This is a genomic window from Duganella sp. HH101, from assembly GCF_001758795.1.
GTDB lineage: Bacteria > Pseudomonadota > Gammaproteobacteria > Burkholderiales > Burkholderiaceae_D > Rugamonas > Rugamonas rivuli.
On the sequence record NZ_LRON01000001.1, the window covers coordinates 489115 to 515880 of the forward strand.

General features: G+C 65.1%; 21 protein-coding genes. 8 read left to right on the forward strand and 13 right to left on the reverse strand.

The window, feature by feature from the left end; translation table 11 throughout:
• Positions 1-4 precede the first annotated feature (4 nt).
• The 3 genes from DUGA2_RS01795 to DUGA2_RS01805 all read right to left on the reverse strand — a co-directional run bounded on the left by DUGA2_RS01795 (position 5) and on the right by DUGA2_RS01805 (position 2518).
• Positions 5-958 (reverse strand): xanthine dehydrogenase family protein subunit M, encoded by a 954-nt coding sequence (locus DUGA2_RS01795; protein ID WP_070266891.1) that lies wholly within the window; start codon positions 956-958, stop codon positions 5-7.
• Complete coding sequence (paoA, locus tag DUGA2_RS01800; protein ID WP_070266892.1) at positions 955-1596, reverse strand: aldehyde dehydrogenase iron-sulfur subunit PaoA; 642 nt, start codon at positions 1594-1596, stop codon at positions 955-957. The genes DUGA2_RS01795 and paoA overlap by 4 nt, the downstream gene beginning before the upstream one ends.
• A gap of 106 nt (positions 1597-1702) precedes the next feature.
• Positions 1703-2518, reverse strand: coding sequence for a ferritin-like domain-containing protein (locus DUGA2_RS01805; protein ID WP_070266893.1), 816 nt, complete (start codon positions 2516-2518; stop codon positions 1703-1705).
• Positions 2519-2647: 129 nt separating this feature from the next.
• On the opposite strand from DUGA2_RS01805, the gene DUGA2_RS01810 reads away from it, so the two are divergent.
• From DUGA2_RS01810 to DUGA2_RS01830, 5 genes are all read left to right on the forward strand, one after another.
• Complete coding sequence (locus DUGA2_RS01810; RefSeq protein ID WP_070266894.1) at positions 2648-3175, forward strand: sigma-70 family RNA polymerase sigma factor; 528 nt, start codon at positions 2648-2650, stop codon at positions 3173-3175.
• Positions 3166-4155, forward strand: a complete 990-nt coding sequence (locus DUGA2_RS01815) for a FecR domain-containing protein (RefSeq protein WP_070266895.1) — start codon at positions 3166-3168, stop codon at positions 4153-4155. Before DUGA2_RS01810 ends, DUGA2_RS01815 begins: the two co-directional genes overlap by 10 nt.
• A gap of 94 nt (positions 4156-4249) precedes the next feature.
• On the forward strand, positions 4250-6667 hold the full coding sequence (locus tag DUGA2_RS01820; protein ID WP_070266896.1) for a TonB-dependent receptor: 2418 nt from the start codon (positions 4250-4252) through the stop codon (positions 6665-6667).
• Positions 6667-7587: an alpha/beta hydrolase gene (locus tag DUGA2_RS01825; RefSeq protein WP_070266897.1), complete on the forward strand. Its 921-nt coding sequence runs from the start codon at positions 6667-6669 to the stop codon at positions 7585-7587. Before DUGA2_RS01820 ends, DUGA2_RS01825 begins: the two co-directional genes overlap by 1 nt.
• 117 nt (positions 7588-7704) lie before the next feature.
• Positions 7705-9813: a hypothetical protein gene (locus DUGA2_RS01830; RefSeq protein WP_141753167.1), complete on the forward strand. Its 2109-nt coding sequence runs from the start codon at positions 7705-7707 to the stop codon at positions 9811-9813.
• A gap of 142 nt (positions 9814-9955) precedes the next feature.
• On the opposite strand, the gene DUGA2_RS01835 is transcribed toward DUGA2_RS01830, so the two are convergent.
• The 5 genes from DUGA2_RS01835 to DUGA2_RS01855 form a co-directional block, all read right to left on the reverse strand.
• Positions 9956-11032, reverse strand: coding sequence for a hypothetical protein (locus tag DUGA2_RS01835; protein ID WP_070266899.1), 1077 nt, complete (start codon positions 11030-11032; stop codon positions 9956-9958).
• Positions 11033-11314: 282 nt separating this feature from the next.
• Positions 11315-12343, reverse strand: coding sequence for an LD-carboxypeptidase (locus DUGA2_RS01840; protein ID WP_070266900.1), 1029 nt, complete (start codon positions 12341-12343; stop codon positions 11315-11317).
• Positions 12343-15099 (reverse strand): TonB-dependent receptor, encoded by a 2757-nt coding sequence (locus DUGA2_RS01845; protein ID WP_229214563.1) that lies wholly within the window; start codon positions 15097-15099, stop codon positions 12343-12345. The genes DUGA2_RS01840 and DUGA2_RS01845 overlap by 1 nt, the downstream gene beginning before the upstream one ends.
• A gap of 195 nt (positions 15100-15294) precedes the next feature.
• Positions 15295-16185, reverse strand: coding sequence for a LysR family transcriptional regulator (locus DUGA2_RS01850; RefSeq protein WP_070266901.1), 891 nt, complete (start codon positions 16183-16185; stop codon positions 15295-15297).
• Between the two features lie 25 nt (positions 16186-16210).
• Positions 16211-17095, reverse strand: a complete 885-nt coding sequence (locus tag DUGA2_RS01855; RefSeq protein WP_070266902.1) for an N-acetylmuramic acid 6-phosphate etherase — start codon at positions 17093-17095, stop codon at positions 16211-16213.
• A 149-nt stretch (positions 17096-17244) separates the two neighbouring features.
• Here DUGA2_RS01855 and DUGA2_RS01860 point away from each other — a divergent pair, with 149 nt between their 5' ends.
• Together DUGA2_RS01860 and DUGA2_RS01865 are read left to right on the forward strand one after the other, a co-directional pair.
• Positions 17245-18513 carry a serine hydrolase gene (locus tag DUGA2_RS01860; protein ID WP_083296174.1) on the forward strand — a complete coding sequence of 423 codons (1269 nt, stop codon included), beginning with the start codon at positions 17245-17247 and terminating at the stop codon, positions 18511-18513.
• Positions 18514-18517: 4 nt separating this feature from the next.
• Positions 18518-19756, forward strand: coding sequence for a D-amino acid dehydrogenase (locus DUGA2_RS01865; protein ID WP_070266903.1), 1239 nt, complete (start codon positions 18518-18520; stop codon positions 19754-19756).
• A gap of 3 nt (positions 19757-19759) precedes the next feature.
• Here the strand turns inward: DUGA2_RS01865 and mmsB are convergent, their stop codons facing one another.
• Genes mmsB through DUGA2_RS01890 form a run of 5 tightly spaced genes read right to left on the reverse strand, consistent with a single transcriptional unit; the run spans position 19760 to position 25217 of the window.
• Complete coding sequence (gene mmsB / locus DUGA2_RS01870; protein WP_070266904.1) at positions 19760-20647, reverse strand: 3-hydroxyisobutyrate dehydrogenase; 888 nt, start codon at positions 20645-20647, stop codon at positions 19760-19762.
• A gap of 14 nt (positions 20648-20661) precedes the next feature.
• On the reverse strand, positions 20662-21774 hold the full coding sequence (locus DUGA2_RS01875; protein WP_070266905.1) for an enoyl-CoA hydratase/isomerase family protein: 1113 nt from the start codon (positions 21772-21774) through the stop codon (positions 20662-20664).
• Positions 21767-22552 (reverse strand): enoyl-CoA hydratase, encoded by a 786-nt coding sequence (locus DUGA2_RS01880; RefSeq protein WP_070266906.1) that lies wholly within the window; start codon positions 22550-22552, stop codon positions 21767-21769. Before DUGA2_RS01880 ends, DUGA2_RS01875 begins: the two co-directional genes overlap by 8 nt.
• A complete protein-coding gene (locus DUGA2_RS01885; RefSeq protein ID WP_070266907.1) occupies positions 22549-23709 on the reverse strand; it encodes an acyl-CoA dehydrogenase family protein in 1161 nt (386 codons plus the stop codon). Before DUGA2_RS01885 ends, DUGA2_RS01880 begins: the two co-directional genes overlap by 4 nt.
• Before the next feature lie 5 nt (positions 23710-23714).
• Positions 23715-25217 (reverse strand): CoA-acylating methylmalonate-semialdehyde dehydrogenase, encoded by a 1503-nt coding sequence (locus tag DUGA2_RS01890; RefSeq protein WP_070266908.1) that lies wholly within the window; start codon positions 25215-25217, stop codon positions 23715-23717.
• A gap of 140 nt (positions 25218-25357) precedes the next feature.
• Between DUGA2_RS01890 and DUGA2_RS01895 the strand changes: the two genes are divergently transcribed.
• On the forward strand, positions 25358-26728 hold the full coding sequence (locus DUGA2_RS01895; protein WP_070266909.1) for a short-chain fatty acyl-CoA regulator family protein: 1371 nt from the start codon (positions 25358-25360) through the stop codon (positions 26726-26728).
• The last annotated feature ends 38 nt before the right edge of the window (positions 26729-26766 follow it).

A 26766-nucleotide genomic window follows, 5' to 3' on the forward strand; every position in this document is an offset into this window, starting at 1 on the left:
GGTTTCAGCCTTTCTTGGCTTCCGCCAGCACCGCGTTGAGCGTGCGCTGGACCAGGGTGAGCTTGAACGCATTGTCGGCCGTGGTCTTGGCGCCGGCCAGCAGCTGTTCGGCCACGGCCTTGCCGCCTTTCGGCATGCTGGCGTCGGCCGCCGGCATGCGCCACGGCTTGTGGGCGACCCCGCCCAGCGCGACCTTGCCGCTGCCGTCCGGCTGCACGATGGCTGCCACCGAGATCAGCGCGAACGCATACGAGGCGCGGTCGCGCACCTTGCGGTAGATGTGCGTTCCACCTGCGGGCTTGGGCAGCGTGACGGCGGTAATCAGCTCGCCGGCTTGCAGCGCGTGCTCGATATGCGGCGTATTGCCGGGCAGTTTGTGGAAGTCGGCTATCGGTATCGTCCTGGACGAGCCATCCGGGCGCACCGTCTCCACGGTGGCGTCCAGCAGGTGCATGGCCACCGCCATGTCGCTGGGATGGGTGGCGATGCAGGCATCGCTGACGCCCAGCACCGCGTGGTTGCGGCTGTAGCCGCCGATGGCCGCGCAACCGCTGCCCGCCACCCGCTTGTTGCACGCCTGGTTGGTGTCGTAGAAGTACGGACAGCGGGTGCGCTGCAGCAGGTTGCCCGCCGTGGTGGCCTTGTTGCGCAACTGGGCCGAGGCCCCGGCCAGCAAGGCCCGCGACAGCACGGCGAAATCGCGCCGCACGCGCAGGTCGGCGGCCAGGTCGGTGTTGCGCACCAGCGCGCCGATCCGCAGGCCGCCTTGCGTTGTGGCTTCGATCTTGTCCAGCCCGAGGCCGTTGACGTCGATGAGGTGGGCCGGTGTTTCGATTTCCAGCTTCATCAGATCGAGCAGATTGGTGCCGCCGGCGATGAACTTGGCGCCGGGCACGCGCAGCGCGGCTGCGGCCGCCTCAGCAGGCGATTGCGCGCGTTGATAGCTGAAGACCTTCATGCTGTCCTCCCGGCGACTTCGGTGATGGCGTCGATGATGTTGGAATAGGCGCCGCAGCGGCAGATATTGCCGCTCATGCGCTCGCGCAGCTCGTCCGCGCTGAGCAGCGGCTTGGCGTTCAGGTCGGCGCTGGCGTGGCTGGGTATGCCCTGCTTGATTTCGTCAAGCGCGGAGATGGCGGAGCAGATCTGTCCGGGCGTGCAGTAGCCGCACTGGTAGCCGTCATGCTTGATGAAGGCCGCCTGCATGGGATGCAATTTGTCCTGGTTGCCCAGACCCTCGATGGTGGTGACTTTGGCGCCTTCATGCATCACCGCCAGCGTCAGGCAGGAATTGATGCGGCGGCCGTCGACGATGACGGTGCAGGCGCCGCACTGGCCGTGGTCGCAGCCCTTCTTGGTGCCGGTGAGGTGCAGATGCTCGCGCAGGGCGTCCAGCAGCGTGGTGCGGGTGTCCAGGCTCAGGTGCTCGGTCTTGCCGTTGATCTGGATGGCGTAGCGGGCCGTGATCGGGTCCGGATTGGGTGGCATGGCTTGCTGGGCGGCGGCCAGCGGCGGCACTGCTGCGGCCGTGGCGGACAAGGCGCCTGCGATGAGCAGATCGCGCCTGGCGTGGTTGATGTCGCTGAAGTCGTTCATGAGATCGCATCCTCTGGCTGGTATCGGCGATCTTCATGGTAAACGTTTTACGGTGCAAGAGTGTTCGTTTGTTCACACAAGGGCTACAAAGCACCGATGGCGGCGGTTAATTGGTCGTTTCGCCGTGCAAGGCGCGCACTTCCGCCTCGCTGAAACCGGCTTTCAGGCGCGCTTCGATGTTGAAGGGGCCGCGCGGCGTCGGGGCCTTGTAGCGCAAAGCCAGCTCGGCGTAGGTGGCGCGCGGTTCCAGGTTGCGTTGCTGGCACAGGTAGTTGTACCAGCGGTTGCCGATCTCCACATGACCGACCTCGTCGCGCAGGATGATGTCCAGGATGGCCGCCGCCTCGCGGTCGCCGGCCTGGGCCAGCTTGGCGCGCAGCGGCGGAATCGCATCCAGGCCGCGCGCCTCCAGCGTGCGCGGCACCAGCGCCATGCGGGCCAGCACGTCTTCCGTGGTCTTGCCGACCATTTCCCACAGGCTGTCGTGGGCCGGGAAGTCGCCGTAGCGGTAGCCCAGCGTTTGCAGGTGGGCGGCCAGCATCGCGAAGTGCGTGGCCTCCTCGGCCGACACGCGCAGCCAGTCGATGTAGTACTCCATCGGCAGGTCGGGGAAGCGCCACAGCGCATCGAGCGCCAGGTTGACGGCGTTGAATTCGATATGGGCCAGCGCGTGGATCAGCATGGCGCGGCCTTCCACCGTGGCCATCGAGCGGCGCCCCACCGATAGTGGCGGCACCAGATCCGGCTTGTCCGGGCGGCCGGGGATGGCGCCGTGTGCCTGCATCGCGATGGCGGGGTCCAGTCCGCACTGCCCCGCATGCGACGCCGCCGCCATGGCCGCGACCGCCGCGACTTTGGCGCCGGGATCGCTCTCCAGCAGGCAATGCAAGGCGTAGGCACGCAACTCGGTGGGGGTGGACATGGCTTTCCTTGAACCTGAAAAAGCACGCAGTATATACGCTCAACCGTCGATGGTCTTTGTTCCGCCGATTGCATCGGCGCAAAGAATTGGTTTAAAATGAGAATAATTCTTATTCACATTTGACTCTGCATGACGATTGCTCAGTACCCGATCCGGCAAGACATGGCTTCGCTTTACGGCGAGCACCATGCATGGCTGCTGGGCTGGCTGCGCAAGCGCCTGGGGTGCGCCCATCATGCGGCGGATGTGGCGCAGGATACCTTCCTGCGGCTGATCTCCGCCAGCGACAATTTGCCGCAGCTGGCCGAGCCGCGCGCCTTCCTGACCACCACCGCCAAGCGCCTGCTGGTCGACCGCAGCCGCCGTCGCGCCATCGAACAGGCCTACATGCTGGAGCTGGAAGCGCTGGCCGGGCAACTGCCCTGCTTTCCGTCGCCCGAGGAAATCCTGCAGGCGGTGCAATCGCTGGAACGCATCGCCTGCGCGCTGGAGCAACTGTCGCCGCGCGCACGTGAGGCGTTCCTGATGCACTACCTGGATGGGGAGCCCCACGCCGTCATTGCCGAACGGCTGGGCGTTTCGACCCGCATGGTTCACAAGTACCTGGTGCAGGCGCTGCTCGGCTGCGACGAGGCGGTGGGAGAACCGTGCCTCTGACTACCGAACAAGGCCGCATAGCCGCGCAGGCCGCCGACTGGATCATCTCCCTGACCGGCGACGATCCCGCCGCCTGTGCCAAAGCCCGCTCCGGCTTCGACGCATGGAAACAGGCCGATCCCCGCCATGCAGCCGCCGCGCTGCGCATGGAAGCGATGCTCGGCCAGATCGACGCATTCAACGGCCGCCCTGCCCGCGCCGCGCTGGCCGCTTCGGATACGCGCCGCAGGGCCGGCAGGAAGACGGCCGCAGCGACCGGTGTGGCATTGGCCGTCGCCTTGCTGGCGGGGCTCGCTGCAATCGGCGTGCCGTCGCTGGAGCTTGCCGTGTTGATGGCGGAGGTCCGCACCGGAACCGGCGAGTGGAAAACCCGCACCCTGGAGGACGGCAGCCGCATCACGCTTAACAGCGGCAGCGCGGTCGATCTGCGGTTCAGCAAGGGCCAGCGCGTGGTGCGCTTGTTGCGCGGCGAAGTGCTGGTCGATGTGGCGCGCGATCCCGGTCGGCCGTTCCTGGTGCAGACCGCCGAAGGCAGCATCCGCGCACTCGGCACACGCTTCGTGGTGGAACGCGGCGGCGGCGTCACCGACCTGGCGATGCTGGAATCGAAAACCGAGGTGCGCGGCAAAGACCTGCTGTCCCCAGCCACCGTGGTGACGGCCGGCGAGAAGGTGCGTGTCACCGCGCACGGCGTCGGCCTGGTCCAGACCGTCGATCCCGTCAGCGTGGCAGCTGCCTGGCGTCATCATCAGCTGGTGGTGCAGAATCGGCCGCTGTCCGAAGTGCTGGACGAGCTGGCACGCCACCGCCGCGGCATCATCCAGTACGACGGCCGGCAGATCGCCGCGATGCGTGTCAGCGCCGTGCTGCCGCTGGACGACACCGACCGTGCGCTGCATCTGCTGCTGAGCAGCTTCCCGGCGCTGCGCATCCGCACCGTCACGCCGTACGTGGTGATGGTGGACGCGCCCGCCTCCTGAAAATATTTTTTAGAAAACTGGTTCCGCTTGGCGTTTTTCGCACGTCAAGGTCTGTGTAAGCAAGTTCATTCAGACCAACAGGAAACCGAAACTCATGTTCAAGCACCAACAAGCTCCGCTCCGCGCCGCAATGGCTCCGCTGACGCTGGCCCTGCGACTCGCCTTCAGCGGCGCGCTCGCCATCGCTGCCAGCAACGCCGCCATCGCGCAGAACGCCAACGCGCAATACAATATACCCGCCGGTCCCCTGGCAGACGCCCTGAGCCGCTACGCCCAGCAGGCAGGCGTGTCCATGGCGCTCGATGCCGGCAAGGTGCAGGGGTTGACCAGCCCCGGCCTCAAAGGCAGCTACAGCGTGGGCGACGGTTTCAACGCCCTGCTGCGCGACAGTCCCTACGTGATCGGCAAGACCAGCGCGGGCTATGTATTGCAAGCCAGGCCTGCCGTGCCGTCGGCGACGCCCCAGCGCAACGACCAGGCGCTGGCGCCCGTAACGGTTCACTCCTCGCTGCTGGCCGATGAATTGCCGCGCGTGTACGCCGGCGGCCAGGTCGCGCGCGGCGCGCAGCTTGGCGTCCTGGGGAGCACCAGCACCATGGACGCGCCCTTCAACCTGACCGCCTACACCGCGGGCTTGATCGAAGACCAGCAAGCCTCGACGGTGGCCGCTGTGCTGCTGAACGATCCATCGGTGCGTTTCACCACGTCCGAAGGCCATATCTACGAGAACTTCAGCATTCGCGGGTTTGAGATCAATGGCGAAGACCTGGCTTTCAACGGCCTGTACGGCCTGTCGCCATACGGCCATGCGCCGACCGAATTCATCGAACGGGTCGAAGTGCTGAAAGGACCGGGCGCGCTGCTGGGCGGCATGTCGCCGCAGGGTGGCGTGGGCGGCGTCATCAACCTGATACCGAAACGCGCCGCCGACAAGCCGCTGCTGCGCCTGACCACCGACTACACGTCCGATGCGCAATACGGCGTGCACCTGGATGCAGGCCGGCGTTTCGGCGAAGGCGGCCGCTACGGCGTGCGCTTCAACGGCGGCTACCGCGACGGCAAGGTCGGCGTGGACGACCAGAAGAAGAAACGCAGCCTGGCCGCCATCGCGCTGGACTATCGCGGCTCGCAGCTGAACCTGGCGCTCGATGCCTACACCAACCGCGAGAATATCGACAACGGCAGCTCCTGGATGGCTGCGTTTCCGGCCACCGGCGTGATCGCACCGCCGAAGACCGGCACCAATCTGCTGCGCGGCATCTACGGCAAGCTGGAGAACGACGCCGTCGCCGCACGCGCCAGCTACGACTTCAACGACAACCTCACCGCTTATGCCGCGCTGGGCCAGCTGCGCTATCGCTATTCCGGCTACATCAACGGCACGCGCGCGGCCATACGCAACGCCGCCGGCGATTATGTCGGCAACACCTTCCACCAGCGCGGCTCGGTCGATACGACTTCCGGCGAAGTAGGCCTGCGTGGGCGCTTCGTCACCGGCCCAGTGCGCCACCAGGCGGTGGCCAGCGTGACATCGCTGGAATTCGATACCGGCCGCGCCACGCCGCGCACCAGCGCCGACTACAAGTCCAATATCTACAATCCCGCCACGCCGGCGCTGGGTGCCGATCCCGGTCCGGCGCCGAAGACCGGCGATACCGCGCTGCGCAGCTTCGCGCTGGCCGATACCTTGGCATTCGCCGACGACAAGGTGCTGCTGACCATCGGCGCGCGCCAACAGCAGGTCAAGACCCGCACGCTCGGCGCCACTCCAACTTACTACGACAAGCGCGCGCTGACGCCGGCGGTGGGCATGGTCGTCAAGCCGTGGTCGCCGGCGATCTCGCTGTACGCCAACTATATCGAAGGCTTGAGCCAGGGTGGCACCGTTACCGACACCACCGCCAGCAACTTCGGCACCGTGTTCGCGCCGTACAAGAGCAAGCAGGTCGAGGCTGGCGTGAAGTGGGACCAGGGCGAGTACGGCAACACCGTCAGTGTGTTCCAGATCGACCGCCCCAGCATGGTCAAGGACACGGCCAGCAACAGCTACAATGCCGACGGCAAGCAACGTAATCGCGGCGCGGAGTGGAATACCTTCGGCCAGATCGGCCCGGTACGCATCCTGGGTGGCGCTGCCTACACGGACGGCAAGATGACGCGCGCCTCCACTGCGGCACTGACCGGCAAGACCATCTATGGCACGCCGAAATGGAAAGCCAATCTGGGCGGAGACTGGATCGTGCCGGGCGCCAACGGCCTGAGCCTGAATGCCCGCCTGGTCTACACCGGCAGCCAGTTCGTCAACAGCACCAACACGCAGCGGATCGACAGCTGGACCCGCATCGACCTGGGCGCACGCCACAGCGTGCGTTGGCTGGACCATGCGCTGCTGCTGCGCGCCAACGTCGAGAACGTCGCCAACAAGAGCTATTGGGCCGGTTCGTTCAACGACGGCTATGTGACGCAGGGCGCTGGCCGCGTGTACAAATTGTCGGCATCGGTGGACTTCTGATGCGCCGCGCCTTCCTCGGTGGCGCGGCCGGGTTGCTGGCTTGCGCCCTCGTGCCTGGCTGGGCTGCGCAGCCGGCTTCCGCGCCGGAGCCGGCATGGCAGGCTGCCGGCTTGCCGCAGGCGCGGCAGCTGGATCTGTCGTCCACACGGACCGGACAGCGCTACCGCATCTTCATCAGCGTGCCGGAGACGGCGGCGCCGGCTGGCGGCCATCCGGTGATGTACGTCCTGGACGGCAACGCCGCCTTCCCCAGCGCGGCCCTGATGGCGCGCACGGTGGCCCGGCGCAGCAAGGCGACCGGGCTGCACGCTCCGGTGGTGGTCGGCATCGGCTACGCCAGCGGCGAGGATTTCAACATGGCGGCCCGCGCACGCGACTACACGCCACCCGCAGCAGGCAAGGCAGCCAAGGGCGAAGGCGGCGCCGAGCTGTTCCTCGACTTCATTGAACAGGAGCTGAAGCCTTTGATACAAGCCGCCGTGTCTATCGATCCGCAGCGGCAGGCGCTGTTCGGCCATTCGTATGGCGGCCTGTTCACCTTGCATGCGCTGTTCACGCGGCCCGCCGCATTCCAGACCTACATCGCGGCCAGTCCGTCAATCTGGTTCAGCGAGCGCTTTGTGCTCAGCGAAGCAGCAGGTCTGGCTGCCCGCCGCGAACACAAGCCGCAAGTGCTGCTGACCGTCGGCGAGTTGGAGCAGTCTGCCGGCCCGCCGACCGCCAGGCCCAACGAGCGTAACGCCGCATTGGCGCAAAAGAAGATGGTCGAAGAGGCACGTGACCTCGCGGCGAAATTGGAAGCGCAGAAGCAGGCATTGGGATTGGCGCGCGTCGGCTTCATCGAACTGCCGCGCGAGAACCATGGCTCGGCGTTGTTCCCTGCCCTGTCACGCGGGCTGGAATTTTTCCTTGAGCGATGATGCCCCGCGTTTCGATAAATAACTATGATATATAATTTGCAATATATTCATTGTTACGGAGGGGCTTATGAATATTTGTTTCTGGGTCGAAGCGCAAGGTATGCCGGGTGGGCAGGCATGAATAACCAACCTGCCGTGGTTGCCGCCCAACCGCCGGTCCAGCCCCCTCCGCACCCGCTCTCGGTATTATTAGGCTCTGTCGCATATAACGCCGTGGTTTTCCACGTTCAGGGCAAAAATTACGCCGTCAACGATGTTTTGCAACAGGCGCAGCGATTGCCCCACCCCCATCTGAACCAGCTTAAAATCCGTGCCTTGGTGCCAGCCTTCGTTCAAACCAGCCAGAACCTGGCAGCCTTGACTGCGGCTTTCGATCTGGCCGTACCTATTATTGACAATTGGACGACAGGCCACATACAGCAGCTGCTCCTTGCGGCCCGCAACGGCAATGGCGCCAATCGCCTGCCGGGCGAGTGGGGACTTATCGCGGCAGAGCTGAAGGCCCCATTGCTGGCGACGGATCAAATCGCCGCGCAGTTTATTCGCTGTCCACAATGGGCCACCGCCGAACTTGTCTTGCTTGCCCGAAGCTTTAATGGCGCCCAGCTCAACATGACCGCTACGCAGTGGGCAGCGATTGCCTCGCGTTTGCAGGGGGCGAACTGTACGGCGGCAACAGCGCTTGAATTCGCCGGCCTGCCGGCTGCACCCTGGACGGCGGGATTGAGGGCCGCAGTTGCCCTGGCATTTCAAACGGCTGCGCAAGGCCTTACCGCAGCGGAATACGCGGCGATCGCCGCAGCGCTGACAGGTGTACGCGGCAGCGATACCAATGTAAAACGCTTTGCAGCGATGCTGAACTACCCGGCAGCGCAGCGCGCAGCCATGGCAGCTTCCTTTGAAGCGGATCAGGCGGGCTTGTCTTCCGATCATTGGCTACTGGTCGCCGCCCCCTTGACGGGAGTAAATGCAACAGCCGCCAACGCCGAAGCATTTGCCCGCCTGCCGCTGCCATGGACGCGGCAAGAGCGGGGCATGCTGGCCGCCGCTTTTGAGGCCAACACGTATGGCATGTCCGCCATCGAGTGGGCCGCTGTTGCAACGGCGCTGGCCCCTGACCATGTTCAATCGCCGAAATGCACAACCTTGCTTGCCATCCCTTTATGGGCCGCAGCCGAAAAAGCACTGCTGGCTGCGGCATTTCGTGCGAACGCCCGGGGGCTGACTGCAATGCAATGGGCGGCGATCGCGGCGTCGCTTACCGGTGTCCGTGCGGTTGCGGCGACGGCCATGAGTTTTGCCTCGCTTGCCGGGTGGTCGGCGGCGGAACGTGCGCTGCTGAGTGCGGCGTATGAAGCCAATCAACAAGGGATGAGCGCGGCGGAATGGGGAACGTTGGCAGGAGCGCTTACCGCCGGTCGCGCCACCCGCGATAACGCCGTGGCGTTCGCCGCCCTCGCCGGCTGGCCCAACGCGGAAAAACTCGCCTTGGCGCAGGCCTTCAATGCGCAACAATACGGCATGACCGCGGCACAGTGGGCGGTCATCGCGGCGGCACTGAATGGCATATATCGGACATCGGCTAACGCTTTGAACTTTTTGAATTTACCGCAATGGACCGCGGCGGAGCGTGCCTTGCTGGCGGCCGCATTCATTGCCAATCAGAGACACCGTACGGCTCCCCAGTGGGCGGCACTTGCGGCCAACCTGACTGCAGCGCGAGCCACGACGGCCACAGCCACGGCCATGCTTGATATTGCGGGATGGAATGCGGCCGACGAGGCGGCGCTGGCACAGGGATATAACGCCAACCAGCATGGCGCCACAGCAGCAGCATGGGCGAATATGGCAGCCACTTATGCAGGCGCGGCTCATGCCAGGGTATTACGAACTGCCCGGCATATGGCATATCTGAACCGCGGTTGGCCCGCCACCGTTAATTTAAATGGCGCAAACTTCAACCTCAAGGCGCTGGGCGGTGGGGGGCCAGGGCTTGTTTACGAACTAGGGCATTTCCCGCATGTCACCATCCATGACATGGCCTTGGATATCACACCGAGCCAATGGCGTTGGGGGCCGAAGGACTACCAGGTTGTACTTGGTGGGGGGGCAGGCCATACCTACCCATACGTAGCAGACGAGTACAAGCCTTTCTTGGGCAGTAATCCGGCGCACGATGGCCCTGCACAGCTGCTTGCGAATGCGTTTTGGCAGAGTTTTTTGTAAGATCGTCCTGGCCGAGCAGCGCCGACAGTGCGATGAGATGCGGTCGCGCACGACGTTTACCTGCATCAGCTAAATTAGGTAATGTTTCGTCCATTGCTTAACTAACGCGAACACAGCCTTTTTTTCGCCGGCGCGCCGGCTACTACAGGTCGAGCTCGATTTCCCAGGTCAGCAACGTGCCCCGGCCAACGGTCGCGGCCTGGGCGTCGGGTGTTGAAAAGCTTTTGAAGAATCCCTTGACGCCGCCGTTCTTGCGCATCACCTTCGACCACGGCCGGTGCGAGCAGGCATGAATCAGGTACCCGCCCGGTTTGCAGACCAGCCGTTCATTGCCGATACTCACCAACGCGGAACTCACGATATGGATGTCCACTTCCCCCCCGGCGTGCGCCGCAAGATCCCGCCTTGCAGTTCCGCATGCGTGATCGAGGCAGACTTCAAGTCCGAACGTGATCGGTCGCAGCTGCGGGGCGCCGGGCTGCGACACCGATTGCACGGGCTGGACCTCGAATCGCCCCATCTGGGAGCCGGGAATATGGATCGTGGCATGGTCGGCCTGTACGACCTCGTGATAATCGCCGCGTTTGTTATATTTCAGGATGACAGCGCCGTTCAACAGAACGTAGGCGGTATTCCTTGCCATGTAGATGGCAGCGGCCGCCGTGACCTCGGCCACTTTTTCCGCGGTCGTCGGCGCGTTGTATTCGGTCCCGCCCAGGGATCTGCGCCGCCCGGCCAGCCGGCCGTCCATCGCAAACTGCATTTGGTTCGCATATGTTTGCAGCGCCGCGACGGCCTTGTCCTGGCGCGATACGGCTTTGGGCAGGCCCGTCTTGGTGCTGGTCTGCTTGGCCCCGACCCTGTTGAACGTCTTCCTCCAGGCGATCGTACCCGGTATCAGCAGCAGCCTGGGATAGGCGGTGCTGAGTGCCGTCAACTCGCCCAGGAGGACGCTTTTGTCGGCTTCGCTGATATGCCGCCTGTCACCGGTGTTGTGATCCCCGCGGCCGATCTGATGCGCGAACATGTATTCCGGCGCCACGAACACGCCCAGCGGCGTGTCGCCGAGCGACGCCCCGGTTTCCCTCACTATCCGCATGACCGCTTCGTCCGCCCTGCCGACGGCTTCCCTCAACTCGTTCATGCGGGTCGCGAGCGGGATGTCCTGGATGTGCTTCGTGTCGACGGACCAAACCGCCGCGATAAGTTTCTTCTTCATGCCCCGGTTCTCTCGGCTTCAGTGTACCTGCGAAGTTGCCCAAACGGAAATCGTATGGGCGCCTGCGCCATCGATGCAAACCACATATGTTTTGGACATTTTGATCTCCGACGGGGGATGGCGTTACTATTGATGAGCAGATTTTTTTCCGTGCAATCGCTTTTCAGTGTGGACTAACCAGTAGGTCCGTTCCAAGATACAAAGTACCACGCAGCATAACAGGCAGAGATAGAGCGAAAATGCGTTAAATGTCACCCGGCTTCAATGACAATAGATGCGGCTTCAAATGATTGCGGATTCCAGCAAGGTCAGTGTTTGCTGTCGCGTGTCCAACTTGGCGCGCAGGCCGACGGGGATCGTGAACTGGTTGCGGATATGGCCGAAGGAATAGCCCGCCACCGCTGGACGGGTCAGCGGCAGCAGGTGCTGGTCGACCGTGTCGTCCAGCGACAGCGCGCTCTCGCCGTCGGCGCCTTCGCAGTTTTCGAAGATTCCCAGCACAACGGCGGCGGCGTTGCGGTAGCCTTGGCTTAGCTGCAGCTGCGTCATCATCCGGTCGATGCGGTATGGCTCTTCGTTGACTTCTTCCAGATACAGGATGCAGTCCTTGAAGTCCGCCGCATACGGCGTTCCGGCCAGCGCGCTGACCAGCGACAGGTTGCCGCCGATGAGCCGCCCGGTCGCCACACCGCCATGCACGGTGCGCGGCGGCGGGTTGTCCGCGCACATGGCGATGGTGTAGCTGTCTTGCGGCGTCATCAGCACGCTGCGCATCTGCGCCACCGAATATTCCGAAAAGGTGGACGAGCCTACCGGTCCGTGGAACGTCACCAGCCCCGCCTTCTTCAGCAGCGCCAGATGCAGGCAGGTGATGTCCGAATAGCCGATCAGCACTTTCGGATGGGCGCGTATCAGCCGGTAATCGATATGCTCCAGCAAGGAGATGCAGCCGGAGCCCCCGCGCACCGCCCACACCGCCTTGATCTCGGGATCGAGGAACATCGCATGCAGGTCCGCGATCCGCTGCTCGACCGTGCCGCCGTAATTGCCGTAGACGTAGTTGATGTTCTCGCCCAGCCGCACGCGCAGACCCAGCGATTCGATATTGCTGACCGCCTGCGCCAGCGCCGCGTCATTGGTGTGGCCGCCCGGCGCGATCAGGCCGACCAGGTCGCCTTCCCGCAAGCGCGCCGGTTTAATCAATCGCATGTTCTTTCTCCCCACAGGGGCGGCGGTGGCAGGCAAGGCGCCCGCCCCCAGCACGGCGGCCAGCGCGTTGCCGAACTGCCGCCGGCTGTAGGCTCCCGGCATTAGAGGAACTTGTACTTGAGCAGGATATTCAGCGAACGCCCGCGTGGATCGGCCACCCTCGGATCCCAGCCCGCACCCACCACTTCGTCCACATTGTGCGCAGTGAACGGCGGATCGGTGTCGAGCAGGTTCTGGATGCCCAGCGTGATCGTGACGTTCTTGAAGCCGGTGTACGTGGCCGACAGATCGTACTTGGTGTAGGCCTTCACGTCCGGATTGAAGCCTGGCGGCGGTGCGGACTTGCCGGCGTTGGGTAGCTGGTCCTTGTAGCCGGAGCTGTAGTTCTGGATCAGCATGCCGCTCCAGTCGCCGCGCGACAGGCTGATGCTGGCGTTGTGCTTCCAGCGCAGGTACAGGTCGCGCGTGTAGAAGTTGCCGACGTATTCCTTGTACGGCTGGCCTTCGATCTCCGCGAACTTGAAGCTTTGCGTGTAGGTGCCGTCGAGGTTGACCGCCCACTTGTAGCTGTCGATCTTGCCTTCGCCACGCAAGCTGAGGTCGGCGCCGCGCGTCTTGGTGCCGGCCGCGTTGATCCAGCCTGCATCCACATACGCTATCGTGTTGTCGGGGTTGCGGACGATGTTCTGCGACAGCAGCGCGGCGTTGGCCAGCACGATCTGCGGTGTGCGGTTGAGGATGCGGTTCTGCGAGTTGATCGCCCAGTAGTCGATCGATGCCGAATAGCCGCGCACCGGCTCAATCACCATGCCCAGACTGCCCTGCTTCGAGGTTTCCGGCTTCAGGCCGGGATTGCCGCCGCTGAAGTACGGCAGGCGGGCAATCGCGCAGAACGCCGGATCGCCGGGATGCTGCGGACAGAAGATCGGGTCGATGGTGCCGTTCGGCAGCTCTTGCGACAAGCGGCCGGAATACAGTTGCGTAAAGCTCGGCGCCAGGAAGCCCTTGTTGGCCGAACCACGGAACAGCAGCGTGTTGTTCGGCTGGTAGCGGAACGAGATCTTGGGATTGGTGGTCGCACCGAACACGCTGTAGTGATCGCGGCGCACCGCCAGCTGGGTCTCCAGCTCCTTGGTGATGGGCACGATGAATTCGGTGTAGACCGCCTTGATGTTGCGGCTGGCATTGTTCAGCGCGGCATTCCCGGGCGACAGCAGGATCTGCGTTGCGTCCACGTCCTGCCCGAAGTCATAGCCTTCGCGGCGCAGATCGAAACCCACCGCCATCGACAATGGGCCCGATGGCAGTTGCCAGACTTCGCCGGACAGGTTGCCATCCAGTTGCGTCAAGCTGGTTTTACCGTGCTGGAAAGCGCCGCGGAACTTGGTCGACTCGATCAGATCCATGGCTTCCGGCGTCTGTGTCTGGCCGGCGGCCAGCCACGGGTTGATCTTGCCGCCGCCCAGCGCCGCGTAGATCTTGCTGGTGTAGCCGTAGCCGTCGAGCAGCGCGGTCTTGGTCGTGCTCTCGCCGTGCGACAGTCCGGTGCGGTAGTCCCATTTGCCGAACAGTACGCCCTCGGCGCCCATCAGCAGGCGCGCATTGTCGGTGACGTTTTCCTGGGTGCGGTAGCCCCAGGGATTGGCCCGCCATTTGTAAATGATGGGCTTGGTCTTGTCGAAGCTCGGAATGAGGGCCGACAAGTCCTGGTAGTAGGCGCCGCCCACCGGATAGGCGTTGCCGGCCGCCAGCGAAGTCTGGATCTGCACCGGGGTCAATTGCGCGGTGGCCTTGGTGTGCCCATACAGCGCTTCGACAAACAGCTTGTGGTCGCCGTTGAGCTTGAGCGTGCCGCGCGACACCGCATTCAGGCGTTCGACGGGGAAGCTGATGATGTAGTCGGCGCCGTAATCGTAGGCGCAGGAATAGGTGCTGCGCGTGACGGCGGTGACATCCTTCCACAGCGCGGTCTGGTACTGCGACATGCCGGGAATGGAATCGCACTTGCCCTGCAGGCTCAGGGCGTTCGCCTGCAGATAGGTGGTGTTGTCGCCCGGCACCTTGAAGCCGGCGCCCAGCGCCGTTCCGGCGCCGCTCAATTGGGTGGCGTACGGCGTGCCGGTGGTGTCCGGCGACAGGCCGCGTGCAGGCTGGAAGCCGTTGGCGAACGCACGGTCGCGCGAGCTGAGCTTTTCGTTGTTGTCATAGGTGACGCTGCCCATGACGTTGTAGCCCCCGCTCTCCAAAGAGCCTATGCCCGCCAGCAGCGACAGCCGGCGCGCCGCACCGCCGCCATGCTGGGTGAAGTTGTCGTTGAGCGAGGCTTCGACGCCGTGGTAGTCGGTGCGCAGGATGAAGTTGATGACGCCGCCGATGGCGTCGGTGCCGTAGATGGCCGAGGCGCCGTCCTTGAGGATCTCCACGCGCTGGATCGCGCCCAGCGGGATCGCGTTCAGGTCGACCGCCTTGGCGCTGGCGCCGAAGGTGGCGATGCGGCGGCCGTTGAGCAGCACCAGTGTGCTGTTCGGTCCCAGCCCGCGCAGCGAGGCATACGATGCGCCGCCGCTGACGCGGTCGGCATCCGCGCCGAAGACGTTGTTCCCCGAGGTCATGTTGTCGGCGCCGGTGCCGTTGGCGGACAGGCTGCGGATTAATTGTTCGGTACTGGTGATGCCGGATTTCTCGATGGTGTCGAAGCCGATCACCTGGACCGGCAAAGCGCCCTCTTTCGCCAGACGCTTGATGCTACTGCCGGTAATTTCCACGCGCTGCATGACTTCCTGCGCGAATACCGACTCCGCAGCCGGGACGAACACGCCCATCAGCGCAATCATATGCGCCAGTTTTTTAACCTTCACGGTCTCTCCCTGTGGTGAATCTGACTAGTTATCTGTTCAGATTAGCGCCTTGCTTCATTCGCCAGCCAATGAAAATAGCTTTTGCGGCCATAACTTTTGGTAATGAAGTGGCAGTCTTACCCGCAGCATGCCAGCGACCCGGGGTTTCAGGAATGGCACTTGTATCATTTGTGCCACATTTCCCTGGAATAAAGACTAGCCGAGCAAGGCGCGGGCGGCGTCGGCAATGCTGCGGGCCAGCTGGCTGGCGCCGTGGGACAGCGGCGCGTGGGCCGGCGTGAGGAGGTAAAGCTGGATCGGAATTTCCGGCGCCCACGGCCGGCTCTGCAGGCGTCCGCGTCCGGACGCCGCCGTGAACGGATCGACCACCGCCATGCCGCCGCCAGTTTCCACCAGCGAACGGGCGATCTGGTAGGTCTGCACGACGGTGTGGAAATGCGGTTGTATGCCTTGCGCTTCGCAGGCGGCCAGCACCAGGTCGCCGAGCGGGTCGTTGTCGGCGTAGCCTATCAGTTCGCCTTCCAGCTGTGGCGCGGAGAATGGTTGGGTTTCTTGAGAGGCGGACCAGCGGCCGGGCGGCGCGATCACCGTCATCACGCCCTGCGCGATGGGCTCGGCGACGATGCCGGGATGGCGCGGGTCTTGCAGCGACAGGCCCAGGTCGGCCTCGCCCAAACGCAGCGTGTTGACGATTTCGCTGGTGTGGTGGGTGGCGAGCTCGCAGCGGGTATCGGCGAAGGCGCGGCGCCAGTTGCTCATCGCTTGCGGCAGCACGCTGGCGGCCACGGTCGGCGTCGAGACCAGGCGGATGGTCTCCACCGTGCGGCCCTTGAGGCTGGCGGCCAGCCGGCGTATGCCTTGCAGGTCGCGGTTGAGTTTTTCGGTTTCGGCGAACAGGCGGTGCGCCTCGGGCTTCGGGTACAGCTTGCCGCGTACACGTTCGAACAGCGGCATGCCCAGTTGCAGTTCGCAGTGCTGCAGCACCTTGGTGACGGCCGGTTGCGAGATGTGCAGCACCTGGGCTGCGCCGCTGATGGTGCCGACTTGCATGATCGCGTGAAAAACTTCTATGTGACGCAGCCGCATCTTCCTCTTTCGCTATGACGATGCGCTACTGTAGCAGGAGTGCCGCCCGAATGCTGCCTTCCGCTTGGGCGAGCAAGGTGCGCGCCCGCGCGACGGGCACCTTGCGCTTCAGCACCACGATCGCCACCTTGACGTGGAAGTCGCACTGCTCCAGCACGAAATGGGCGCTGGCCTCGTCGGCGCCGGTGGCGTGCCGGGTCAAGGCCACGGCCCGGCGCACCAGCTTGGCGTTGGTGGCCTTCATGTCGACCATCAGATTGCCGTAGACCTTGTTGAGCCGGACCATGATGGCGCTGGAGATGGTGTTGAGCGCGATCTTCTGCGAGGTGCCGGCCTTCAGGCGCGTGCTGCCGGAGATAACTTCAGGACCGGTGTCCAGCGTGATGCCGATTTCGGCCCGGGTGGCGACCGGCGCGTCCGGGTTGTTGGCGATGCCGATGGTCAGCGCACCGGCGGTGCGGGCCGCGTCCAGCGCACCCAGCACATAGGGCGTACTGCCCGAGGCGGCCAACAGCAGGACTACATCGGTTGCTTGCGGCAGCAAGGCGGCCAGGTCCAGGAAGCCTTGTTTGCTGTCATCTTCGGCGCCCTCCACTGCCTGGAACATGGCGCCCTTGCCGCCAGCCAGCAAGGATAAGGCCCGCTCATGCGGCCAGGAGAAGGTCGGATGCAGCTCCACGCCGTCCAGCACGCCAAGCCGGCCGGACGTGCCGGCGCCGACGTAGATCAGGCGGCCGCCGGCGGCGATGCGCGGTGCGGCAGCGTCCACCGCTGCGGTGATGGACGGCGCCGCCGCCCGGACCGCGGCGATGGCATTGAACTGGTCGGCGATCAGCGTATCGACCAGGTCGGCAACCGGATACTGGTCCAGGCCGGCATGTTCCTGGCTGGGGGTTTCGGTGTTGAGCATATGGCCAGTTTAATCTTGAAGCCCGGCGCGCAGCCATGAAAGCTTGCCGGGAGGGCATTCCGAAAAGTTATACGGCAAGAGCCGGTTTTCATTGGCGACGACCCGCTGCCCACAGTATTCTTGCTTCCATTGAAAACAAGAGGGCCAACATGAAACGTGAAATGCAGGCCTTGATGGGGATGTTGCTGATGGCGGGCGTCAGCGGTGGCGGCCTGGCCGCGACGCTGGACCAGGAACTGGCGGCCATCGCGACCGATCCGGCGATGCCGTTGGCCAGCCTGTCGGTGCTGGCTGTGCGCGGCGGCAAGGTGCAGTATCAGTATCAAGCCGGCCAGCGCCGCATCGGCGCACATGCCGCGCCGGCCAGGGCGGACACGCTGTACCGCATCGCATCGATCTCGAAGATGATGACCACTTTCGGCGTGATGCGGCTGGTGGAGCAGCACAGGCTGGTGCTGGATACGGATGTGGGTGAGTATCTCGGCTATCCGCTGCGCAATCCGCACTTCCCGGACAAGGTCATTACCTTGCGCATGCTGCTCGCGCATACCTCGTCGCTGCGTGACGAAGCGGGCTATTTCTGGGGCGCCGAGGTCGCCATTCGCGACAAGCTGACCGGCGGCGAGGCCGGCATGTGGGCCAGCAACGCCGGGCCGGGCGCGTATTTCACGTACACCAACCTGAACTGGGGAGTGATCGGCACCATCATGGAAAAAGTCAGCGGCGAGCGTTTCGACCGGCTGATGAAGCGGCTGCTGCTGGAGCCGATGGGCCTGCGCGGCGGCTACAACCCGGCCGAATTTTCCGCCGCCGAGATCGACGATGTGGCGACGCTGTACCGCAAGCGCGCCGTTGATACCGAGCTCTGGAATCCCGACGGGCCATGGATTGCACAGGTGGACGACTACAGCGCGCGCCCTCCCGTCGCGCCCGCAAACATCGGCAACTATGTCATCGGCAGCAACGGCACGCTGTTCAGCCCGACGGGCGGCCTGCGCATCTCGGCCTCCGACATGGGCAAGATCATGCTGATGCTGATTCAGCATGGCCAGCATCAGGGGCGGCAGATCCTGCAGGCGGAATCGGTGGCGCTGATGTTCAGCCAGCAGTGGAAGTACGACGGCGGCAACGGCGATACGTATCGCGGCCTGTATCAGAGCTGGGGCCTGGGCAGCCAGCGTTTCGGCGAAGGCAGCCTGGTCGAAGGCGGCGGCTTCAGCGCGGCCGGGCATCTGGGCGAGGCCTATGGGTTGATCTCCACCTTCGTCGTCGATCTGGAGCGCGGCAATGGCATGGTGTCGCTGATCGGCGGCACCGGTGCCGATCCGGAACGGAATCCCGGCCGCTATTCGGCGATGACGCGCAGCGAAGAACGCATCCTGACGGCGCTGTATCGCCGCGCGATACTCGGCCAGTGAGACCATGAGCGAGATTATCGTCATCGGCGGCGGCGTGGTGGGTCTGACCTCGGCGTGGTGGCTGGCGGAAGCCGGCTATCGCGTGACGCTGGTCGAACGCGAGGCCGAAGTCGGCAGCATGGCGAGCTTCCGCAACGGCGGGCAGCTCAGCTACCGCTACGTGGCGCCGCTGGCCGATGTGGGCGTGCCGCTGAAGGCGCTGCATTGGCTGTTTCAGCCGGATGGGCCGCTGCGTTTCCGGCCGGAGGCGGATCTGCGGCAGTGGCGCTGGTTGGCCCGGTTTCTGCGCAACTGTAATACGGGCGCCAACCGCCGCACCACCGCCACGCTGCTGCAACTGGGCGAACACAGCCGGCATGCGATGCGCGAGCTGTCCTTACAGCTGCCGTTGTCCGAGTTCGGCTGGCGCGATGCGGGCAAGCTGGTGGTGTACCGCAGCGCGCACCTGCTCGATCGCGCTGCCAGGCTGGCCGCCAGCGATGCCGAGGTGCTGACGGCCGCAGGCACAGTCCTGCGCGAGCCGGCGCTGTCGGCGTTGCAAGGCGATCTGGCGGGCGGCATCTTCAATGCCGGCGAGGCGGTGGCGGATTGCCATGCATTCTGTGTGGCGCTGGCGGTGCGCTTGCAAACGCACCGCAACTTCGCCGGCGTCCTGCATCGCGATGTGACGGCGGTACGGACCGAAGGCGGCAAGGTGACGGGCTTGGACACCTCGTCCGGCCCGCTTCAGGCGGATCAGTTCGTGCTCGCGGCCGGCATACAAAGCCGCGACCTGGCGGCCACGGCGGGCATCTATCTTCCGCTGTATCCGCTCAAAGGCTACAGCCTGAGCGCACCCATCCGCGCGCATGATGTGGCGCCCTCGATCAGCGTGACCGACTTCGAACGCAAGGTGCTGTATGCGCGCATCGGCAAGCAATTGCGGGTGGCGGCGATGGTGGACATGGTGGGCGCCGACAACAGCATCGACCAGCGTCGCGTGCGAAGCCTGGTGCGGTTGTCGAAGGAAGCCATGCCGAACGCGGCCGATTACGACCGCGCCGAAGCCTGGGCAGGCCTGCGCCCGGCCACGCCCAACAGCGCACCGATTATCGGCGCGACCCGCTACGACAATCTGTGGCTAAACGTCGGCCATGGGCCGCTGGGCTTTACCTTCGCCTGCGGCACCGCCAGCCTGCTGGCCGGGATGCTGCGCGGCACCGCTGCGCCCATCGCGCTGGATGGGTTGACGCTGCGCCGCTGACGCTCAGGACTTCTGCTGGAACAGGCGCAGGATGCTGGAGAAATCCTGCTGCCCGTGTCCCTGCTGCGTGTGCAGTTGATACAACTGGCGCGCCAGGCTGCCCAGCGGCGTGGCCGCCTGCGCCGATTGCGCGGCTTGCTGTGCCAGACCCAAGTCCTTCAACATCAGCGAGCTGCCGAAGCCGCCCGCATAGCCGCGCGAGGCCGGCACGTTGTCCATCACGCCAGGCCATGGGTTGTACAGCTCCAACGCCCAGTTGCGGCCGGAGCTCTTGGCCATGATCTCAGACAGCACCTTCGGATCAAGGCCGTGGGCGACGCCCAGGTTCAACGCTTCCGCAGTACCCGCCATCAGTATCCCCAGCAGCATGTTGTTGCAGATCTTGGCGACTTGCCCGGCGCCGGGGCCGCCGGCGTGGAAGATGTTCTTGCCCATCTGTTCCAGCACCGGGCGGGCACGCTCCAGCGCGGCCGTCTCGCCGCCGACGATGAAGGTCAGCGTGCCGGCGGCTGCACCGGCCGTGCCGCCCGAGACCGGCGCATCGATCATCGCCAGGCCGCGCTCGGCTGCGGCGGCAGCAACCTCGCGCGCGGCATCCGCGGCGATGGTGCTGCAATCGATGAACAGGGCATTGCCGGCGGCATGCGCCAGGATGCCCTGCTCGCCCAGGTACAGTTCGCGGACGTGGCGATCCGCCGGCAGCATGGTGACGATCACGTCCGCCTCGCGCACCGCAGCCAGCGCGGACGATGCGGCGCGCGCGCCGGCGCTGTGCAGGCTCTCCATGGCTGCCGCCGACAGATCGAAGACCGACACGGTACGCCCCGCGCGCAGCAGATTGTGCGCCATCGGCGCGCCCATATTACCCAGTCCGATAAAAGCGATATGCATGGTGTCTCCTTGTTTTAGTTCAGGTCGGCCAGCGGATGCTGCGGGCCGGGAGCCTGGAAAAATTCGTCCACGACGGCGAGCGCTTCGTCCAGCGTGCGCGGCGACCATTGCGGGGCGTTGTCCTTGTCCACCAGCAGTGCGCGCACGCCTTCGGGGAAGTCCGGATGAGCGCAGCATTGCAGGGCGACCACCAGCTCCATCCTGAACACGTCCGCCAGGCTCATGTGGCGGCTGCGCTTCTGCAGCTCCCACACCAGCGCAACCGACGACGGCGCGCCCTTCGCCAGCGATGCCGCAGCGCGCTGCAGCCAGGCCACGTCGCCCTGGTAGGCGGTGATGGCGGCCACAACCTCGCCGAGTTCGCGGCCGGCGGTCAGCGTGTCGATGGTATCCCAGTTCTGGCGCACTTCCGAGACCGGCAGCGATTCGGGCGCCAGGCTCAGCGAGCGTAGCACGCGGTCCACCGAGGCGGCCGCGTCGCCCCGCCACTCGGCGGCAACCAGCGCCGCGATCACGGCCTCGCGTTGTTCCTGCGGCAGGAAGTAATCGCCGAGGCCGGTGAACAGCGCGTCATGCGCGTTCAACGCGGCGCCGGTCAGGCCGAGGAACAGGCCGCTGCGGCCCGGCATGCGCGGCAGGAACCAGCTGCCGCCCACGTCCGGGAACAGGCCGATGGTAATTTCCGGCATGGCGATGCGCGTGGTCGGAGTGACGACGCGGTGGCTGGCGCCCGCCAGCAAGCCCAGTCCGCCGCCCATGACGATGCCGCCGCCCCACACCACCAATGGTTTCGGGTAGGTGTGGATCAGGTAGTCGAGCCGGTACTCTTCGCTGAAGAAGGACTGCGCCAGCTGATTGGGCATGGCGCTGGGCTCGGCAAGGATGGCGTTGCGCAAGGTGCGCACGTCGCCGCCGGCGCAGAAGGCCTTGTCGGTGCTCGATTGCAGCACCACGCAGGCGATCGCGTCGTCCGTGGACCAGTCCCGCAAGGCCTGGTAGACCATGCGGATGATGTTCAGCGTCAACGCGTGCAGGTTGGCCGGCGAGTTCAGCGTGATGATGCCGACGGCGCCACGGGTTTCCAGCAATACGGCTGGTGCGTAGTCGAGATTGGCCGATTCACGCATTGCGCCACCGTGCGACACGTTTTTCGAGGAAGGCTTGCACGCCCTCTTTCTGGTCCTGGGTGTCGAACAGGTCGACAAAGCGCTCGCGCTCCTGCGGCAGCATGTGCTGCGGCGGCAAGCTGCGCGCGCCTTGAATCAGCGCTTTGCAGGCCGTGACGCTGCTCGGGCTCTGGCGCCAGGATTTTTCGGCCAGGGCCAGCGCCGCGTCCAGCGCGGCGCCGCTGGCGACGACTTCCTCCACCAGGCCGATGGCCAGGGCGCGCTGCGCATCGATGCGCTCGCCGCACAGTATCATGCGTTTGGCCCAGCCTTCGCCGACCAGCCACGACAGCAGTTGCGAGCCGCCGGCGCAAGGCAGCAGGCCGACCGCCGCTTCCGGCAGCGCCATCTGCGCGTGCTCTTCGGCGATGCGGATGTCGCAGGCCAGCGCGCATTCCAACCCGCCGCCCATGGCGTAGCCGTTGATGGCGGCAATGCTGACGCCACGGAAGCCGGACAGCGCTTCGAACGCGGCGCCGAAGCGTTGCGCCATGGCGCGCGCCACGGCCTTGTCGCCGTCGGCGAACAGTTTCAGGTCGGCGCCGGCCGAGAAGAACTTGGCGCCGCCGCCGGTGATGACCAGCGCGTAGATGTCGCGTTCGTTGTTCAGGTCGGCGACCAGTTCGGCCAGCGCCGCCAGGCTGTCCAGCGTCCACGTGTGGGCCGGCGGATTGTCGAGCGTGACCACGGCCGTGTGCTGGCGCCGTTCCACTTGCAGGTTTGCGTAGGTTTTATTCAATTGATATTCTCCGTGGCGCCCTCGCGCAGGATGGCCCTGCTGATGATGAGGCGCATGATTTCGTTGGTACCTTCAAGAATTTGATGCACCCGCGTGTCGCGCACATGGCGCTCCAGCGGATACTCGCGGATGTAGCCATAGCCGCCGTGCAGTTGCAGCGCTTCATTGGCGACGGCGAAGCCGGCGTCGGTGGCGAAGCGCTTGGCCATGGCGCAGTAGACGCTGGCGTCCGGGCTTTCATGGTCCAGCTTCCAGGCGGCCAGCCGCACCATCTGGCGCGCGGCCACCAGTTCCGTCACCATGTCGGCCAGTTTGAACTGCAGGGCCTGGAACTGCGCCAGCTCGCGGCCGAACTGGATACGTTCCTTGATGTAGCCGCAGGCCCGGGCCAGCGCCGCCTGCGCCGTGCCGACCGAGCAGGCGGCGATGTTGATGCGGCCGCCATCGAGCCCCTTCATCGCGATCGCAAAGCCCTGGCCTTCGTCGCCCAGCAAATTGGCGGCCGGAACGACGACGTTGTCGAAGTGGATGGCGCAGGTGGGCTGGCTTTTCCAGCCCATCTTCTCTTCGTTCTTGCCGAAGCTGATGCCCTGCGTATCGGCCGGGACCGCGAAGGCGGAGATGCCGGAGGCGCCATCGATGCCGGTGCGCGCCATCACCACCAGCAGGTCGGTGCTGCCGGCGCCGGAGATGAAGGCCTTGCTGCCGTTGAGCACATAGCGTTCGCCCTGGCGTTCGGCGCGGGTGCGCAGCGAGGCCGCGTCCGAACCGGCTTGGGCTTCGGTCAGGCAGTAGCTGGCCAGCGCCTGGCCGCTCGCCAGCTGTGGCACCCATTGCTCGCACAGGGCCTGGCTGCCCCAGCGCGCCACCATCCACGTCGCCATGTTGTGGATCGACAGATAGGCGGTGGTCGACGTGCAGCCGGCCGCCAGTTCCTCGAAGATGATGGCCGCCTCCAGCCGCGACAAGCCCAGGCCGCCCAGGTGCTGCGGCGTGTACAGGCCGCAGAAGCCCAGTTCGCCAGCCTTGGCGAGCGCGTCGCGGCTGAAGTAGCCGTCGGCGTCCCAGCGGGCGGCGTTCGGGGTGAGCTCGCCCTCGGCAAACTCGCGCGCCGCCTGCTGGAATGCCCGCTGCTCTTCATTGAGCGCGAAGTCCATGATCGTTACTTCAGGCTGATGGTGGTGTTGACTTGCCCGACCGACGCCGCGTCCGCGAACCAGCGCTGGGTGATGGTCTGGGTCTGGGTGTAGAACAGCACGACCTGCTTGCCGTACGGGCCCAGGTCGCCCAGCTTGGAGCCGCGCGAGCCGGTAAAGCTGAACAGCGGCACTGGCACCGGAATCGGCACGTTGATGCCGACCTGGCCGACGTCGATGTCCTCCTGGAACTTGCGGGCTGCGGCGCCGCTTTGCGTGAACAGCGCCGTGCCGTTGCCGTTGGGGTTGGCGTTGACCAGGGCGATGGCGTCGTCCAGTGTATCGGCCTCGACCACGATCAGCACGGGGCCGAAGATCTCCTGGTCGTACACGGCCATGCCGGGCTTGACGCCGGACAGGATGGTCGGCGCGATGAAGTTGCCTTTCGGGTAGCCGTCCACCCGGATGTCGCGGCCGTCCAGGGCCAGCGTGGCGCCCTGCTCCAGGCCCTGGGCGACCAGCGCCAGCACGCGTTCCTTGGCGGCGCAGGAGATGACGGGGCCGAGGTCCGGATTGTCCTTGCCGGCGCCGACCGACAGCGCGGCGGCTTTTTCCACCAGCTCGGGCAGCCAGGCGCGCGCCTCGCCCACCAGCACGGCGACCGAGGCGGCCATGCAGCGCTGGCCGGCGGCGCCGAAGCCCGCGCCCAGCAGCTGGTTCAGGGTTTGTTCCTTGTTGGCGTCCGGCAGCACGACGGCGTGGTTCTTGGCGCCCATCATGCACTGGGCGCGCTTGCCGGCCAGCGTGGCGCGCTGGTACACGTGCTTGCCCACATGGCTGGAGCCGACGAAGGAAACGGCGCGGATGTCGGGATGGTCGCACAGGGCGTTGACCACGTCTTCACCGCCATGCACCACGTTCAGCACGCCGGCCGGGATGCCGGCTTCCAGCGCCAGCTTCACCAGCTTGACCGTCACCAGCGGATCCTGCTCCGACGGTTTCAGCACGAAGGTGTTGCCGCATGCGATGGCCATCGGGAACATCCACAGCGGGATCATGGCCGGGAAGTTGAACGGGGTGATGCCCGCGCACACGCCCAGCGGTTGCAGCACGCTGTAGGTGTCGACGCCGCCGGCCACGTTCTGCGCGAACTCGCCCATTTGCAGGGTGCCGATGTTGGCGGCGTGTTCGACCACTTCCAGGCCGCGGAAGATGTCGCCCTCGGCGTCCAGCAGGGTCTTGCCCTGTTCGGCGGTCAGCGTGGCGGCCAGGTCGGCCATGTTTTCGCGGATCAGCTGCTGGTATTTGAGGAAGATGCGGGCGCGCGCGCCGATCGGCGTCTTGCGCCAGGTTTTGAAGGCGCGCTGGCCGGCCGAGACGGCTTGGGCGACTTCCTCGGCGGTGGCGAAAGGCACGCGCGCCAGCACTTCCTGGGTGGCCGGGTTGACGACGTCGCGCCAGACGGTGGTGCGGGATTCGACCCATTCGCCATTGATCAGCAGGGGTACGGTAGGAATAGCTTGGGTCATCGTCGGTCTCCTCGTGGTTTATCGAAAGCTTGCTTTATTTGCTAATTATTTGCATTATTCGCTTATTAAAAACGCGCGTAAAGACGTAAAAATGCGAGGAATTGCGAAGTTTACGGCGCAAAATTGCGAAGGTTGCGAAGATGTCTAAGGTATTCATGGGCGTGCGCTTGCAGCGCCTGCGGGAGGAGCGCAAGCTGACCCAGGCCGCGTTGGCCAAGATGCTCGACATCTCGCCGAGCTATCTGAACCAGATCGAGCGCAACCAGCGGCCGTTGACCGTGTCCATCCTGTTGCGGGTGGGCGCGGTGCTGGGCGTCGATCCGCAGATTTTCTCGGAGCACGACAGCGCCGGGCTGGTGGCGGACTTGCGCGACGCCTTCAGCGAACTGCCCGACGCCGATACCTCGCTAGCGGAACTGAAGACGCTGGTGGAGAACATGCCGGGCGTGGCCCGCGCCGTGGTGCAGCTGCAAAGCCGCTACCGCATGGCGGCCGAACGGGCGGCGGCGCTGGAATCGCAGTTTGACGACGGCAATCGCGGCATCAGCGTGGCGCCGCCCTCGGTCGACGAGGAAGTGCGCGATTATCTGAACCAGCGTCAAAACTATATCGATGAGCTGGACCAGGCTGCGGAGCTGATCGTCGACGCCGGCGCGGCCGCCTTGCAACAGCGGCTGGCGGAGCGGCATGGCGTGACGGTGCTGTCCTCGCACCCGTCCGGCACGCCGATGGCGCGGCGGCGCTACGATGCCGTCCAAAAAGTGCTGTGGCTGCCCGATACGATCAGCGACAGCCAGCGGGCGTTTCAAATGGCGGCCCAACTAGGCTTGCTTGAGCTTGCGGGCGTGATCGAGTCGCTGGTGCAGGTCGCGTCGTTTTCCAGCGACGCCACGCGCGACGGCGCCCGGCTGGCCCTGTCCAACTATTTTGCCGGGGCGGTGCGCCTGCCCTACCGGCGTTTTCTACAGGCGGCCGAGGCCTGCGCCTACGATATCGAGCTGCTGGCCGGACAGTTCGGCGTGGGTTTCGAGGCGATTTGCCATCGGCTCAGCACGATGCAGCGGCCGGGCTTTGCCGGCTTGCCGGTGTTCTTCGTGCGCGTGGACCGGGCCGGGAATATCTCCAAGCGGCAGTCGGCGGCGGCCTTCCACTTCTCCCGCGCGGGCGGCACTTGTCCGCTGTGGGTGGTGTATGAGGCGTTCAGCCTGCCAGGACGGGTGCTGCGCCAGGTCGCCCGCATGCCGGACGGCAGCACGCATCTGTGGATCGCGCGCCAGGTCAGCAGCGGCCCGGCCGGATTCATGACGCCGGGCAAGTCCTTCGCCATCGCCCTGGGTTGCGATATCAGCCAGGCGCACCGCATGGTGTACGCCAAGGGCCTGGACCTGGCCGATCCCGATGTCGCCACGCCGATCGGCAACGGATGTAAGGTTTGCGAGCGCAATGACTGTCCACAACGCGCTTTTCCTTCCATTTTGCGACAGAAAGCTGCTATCTCCCGTCTAACGTAGCAAATGGACATTGCCTCGCGGTACAATCCTGTATGCAA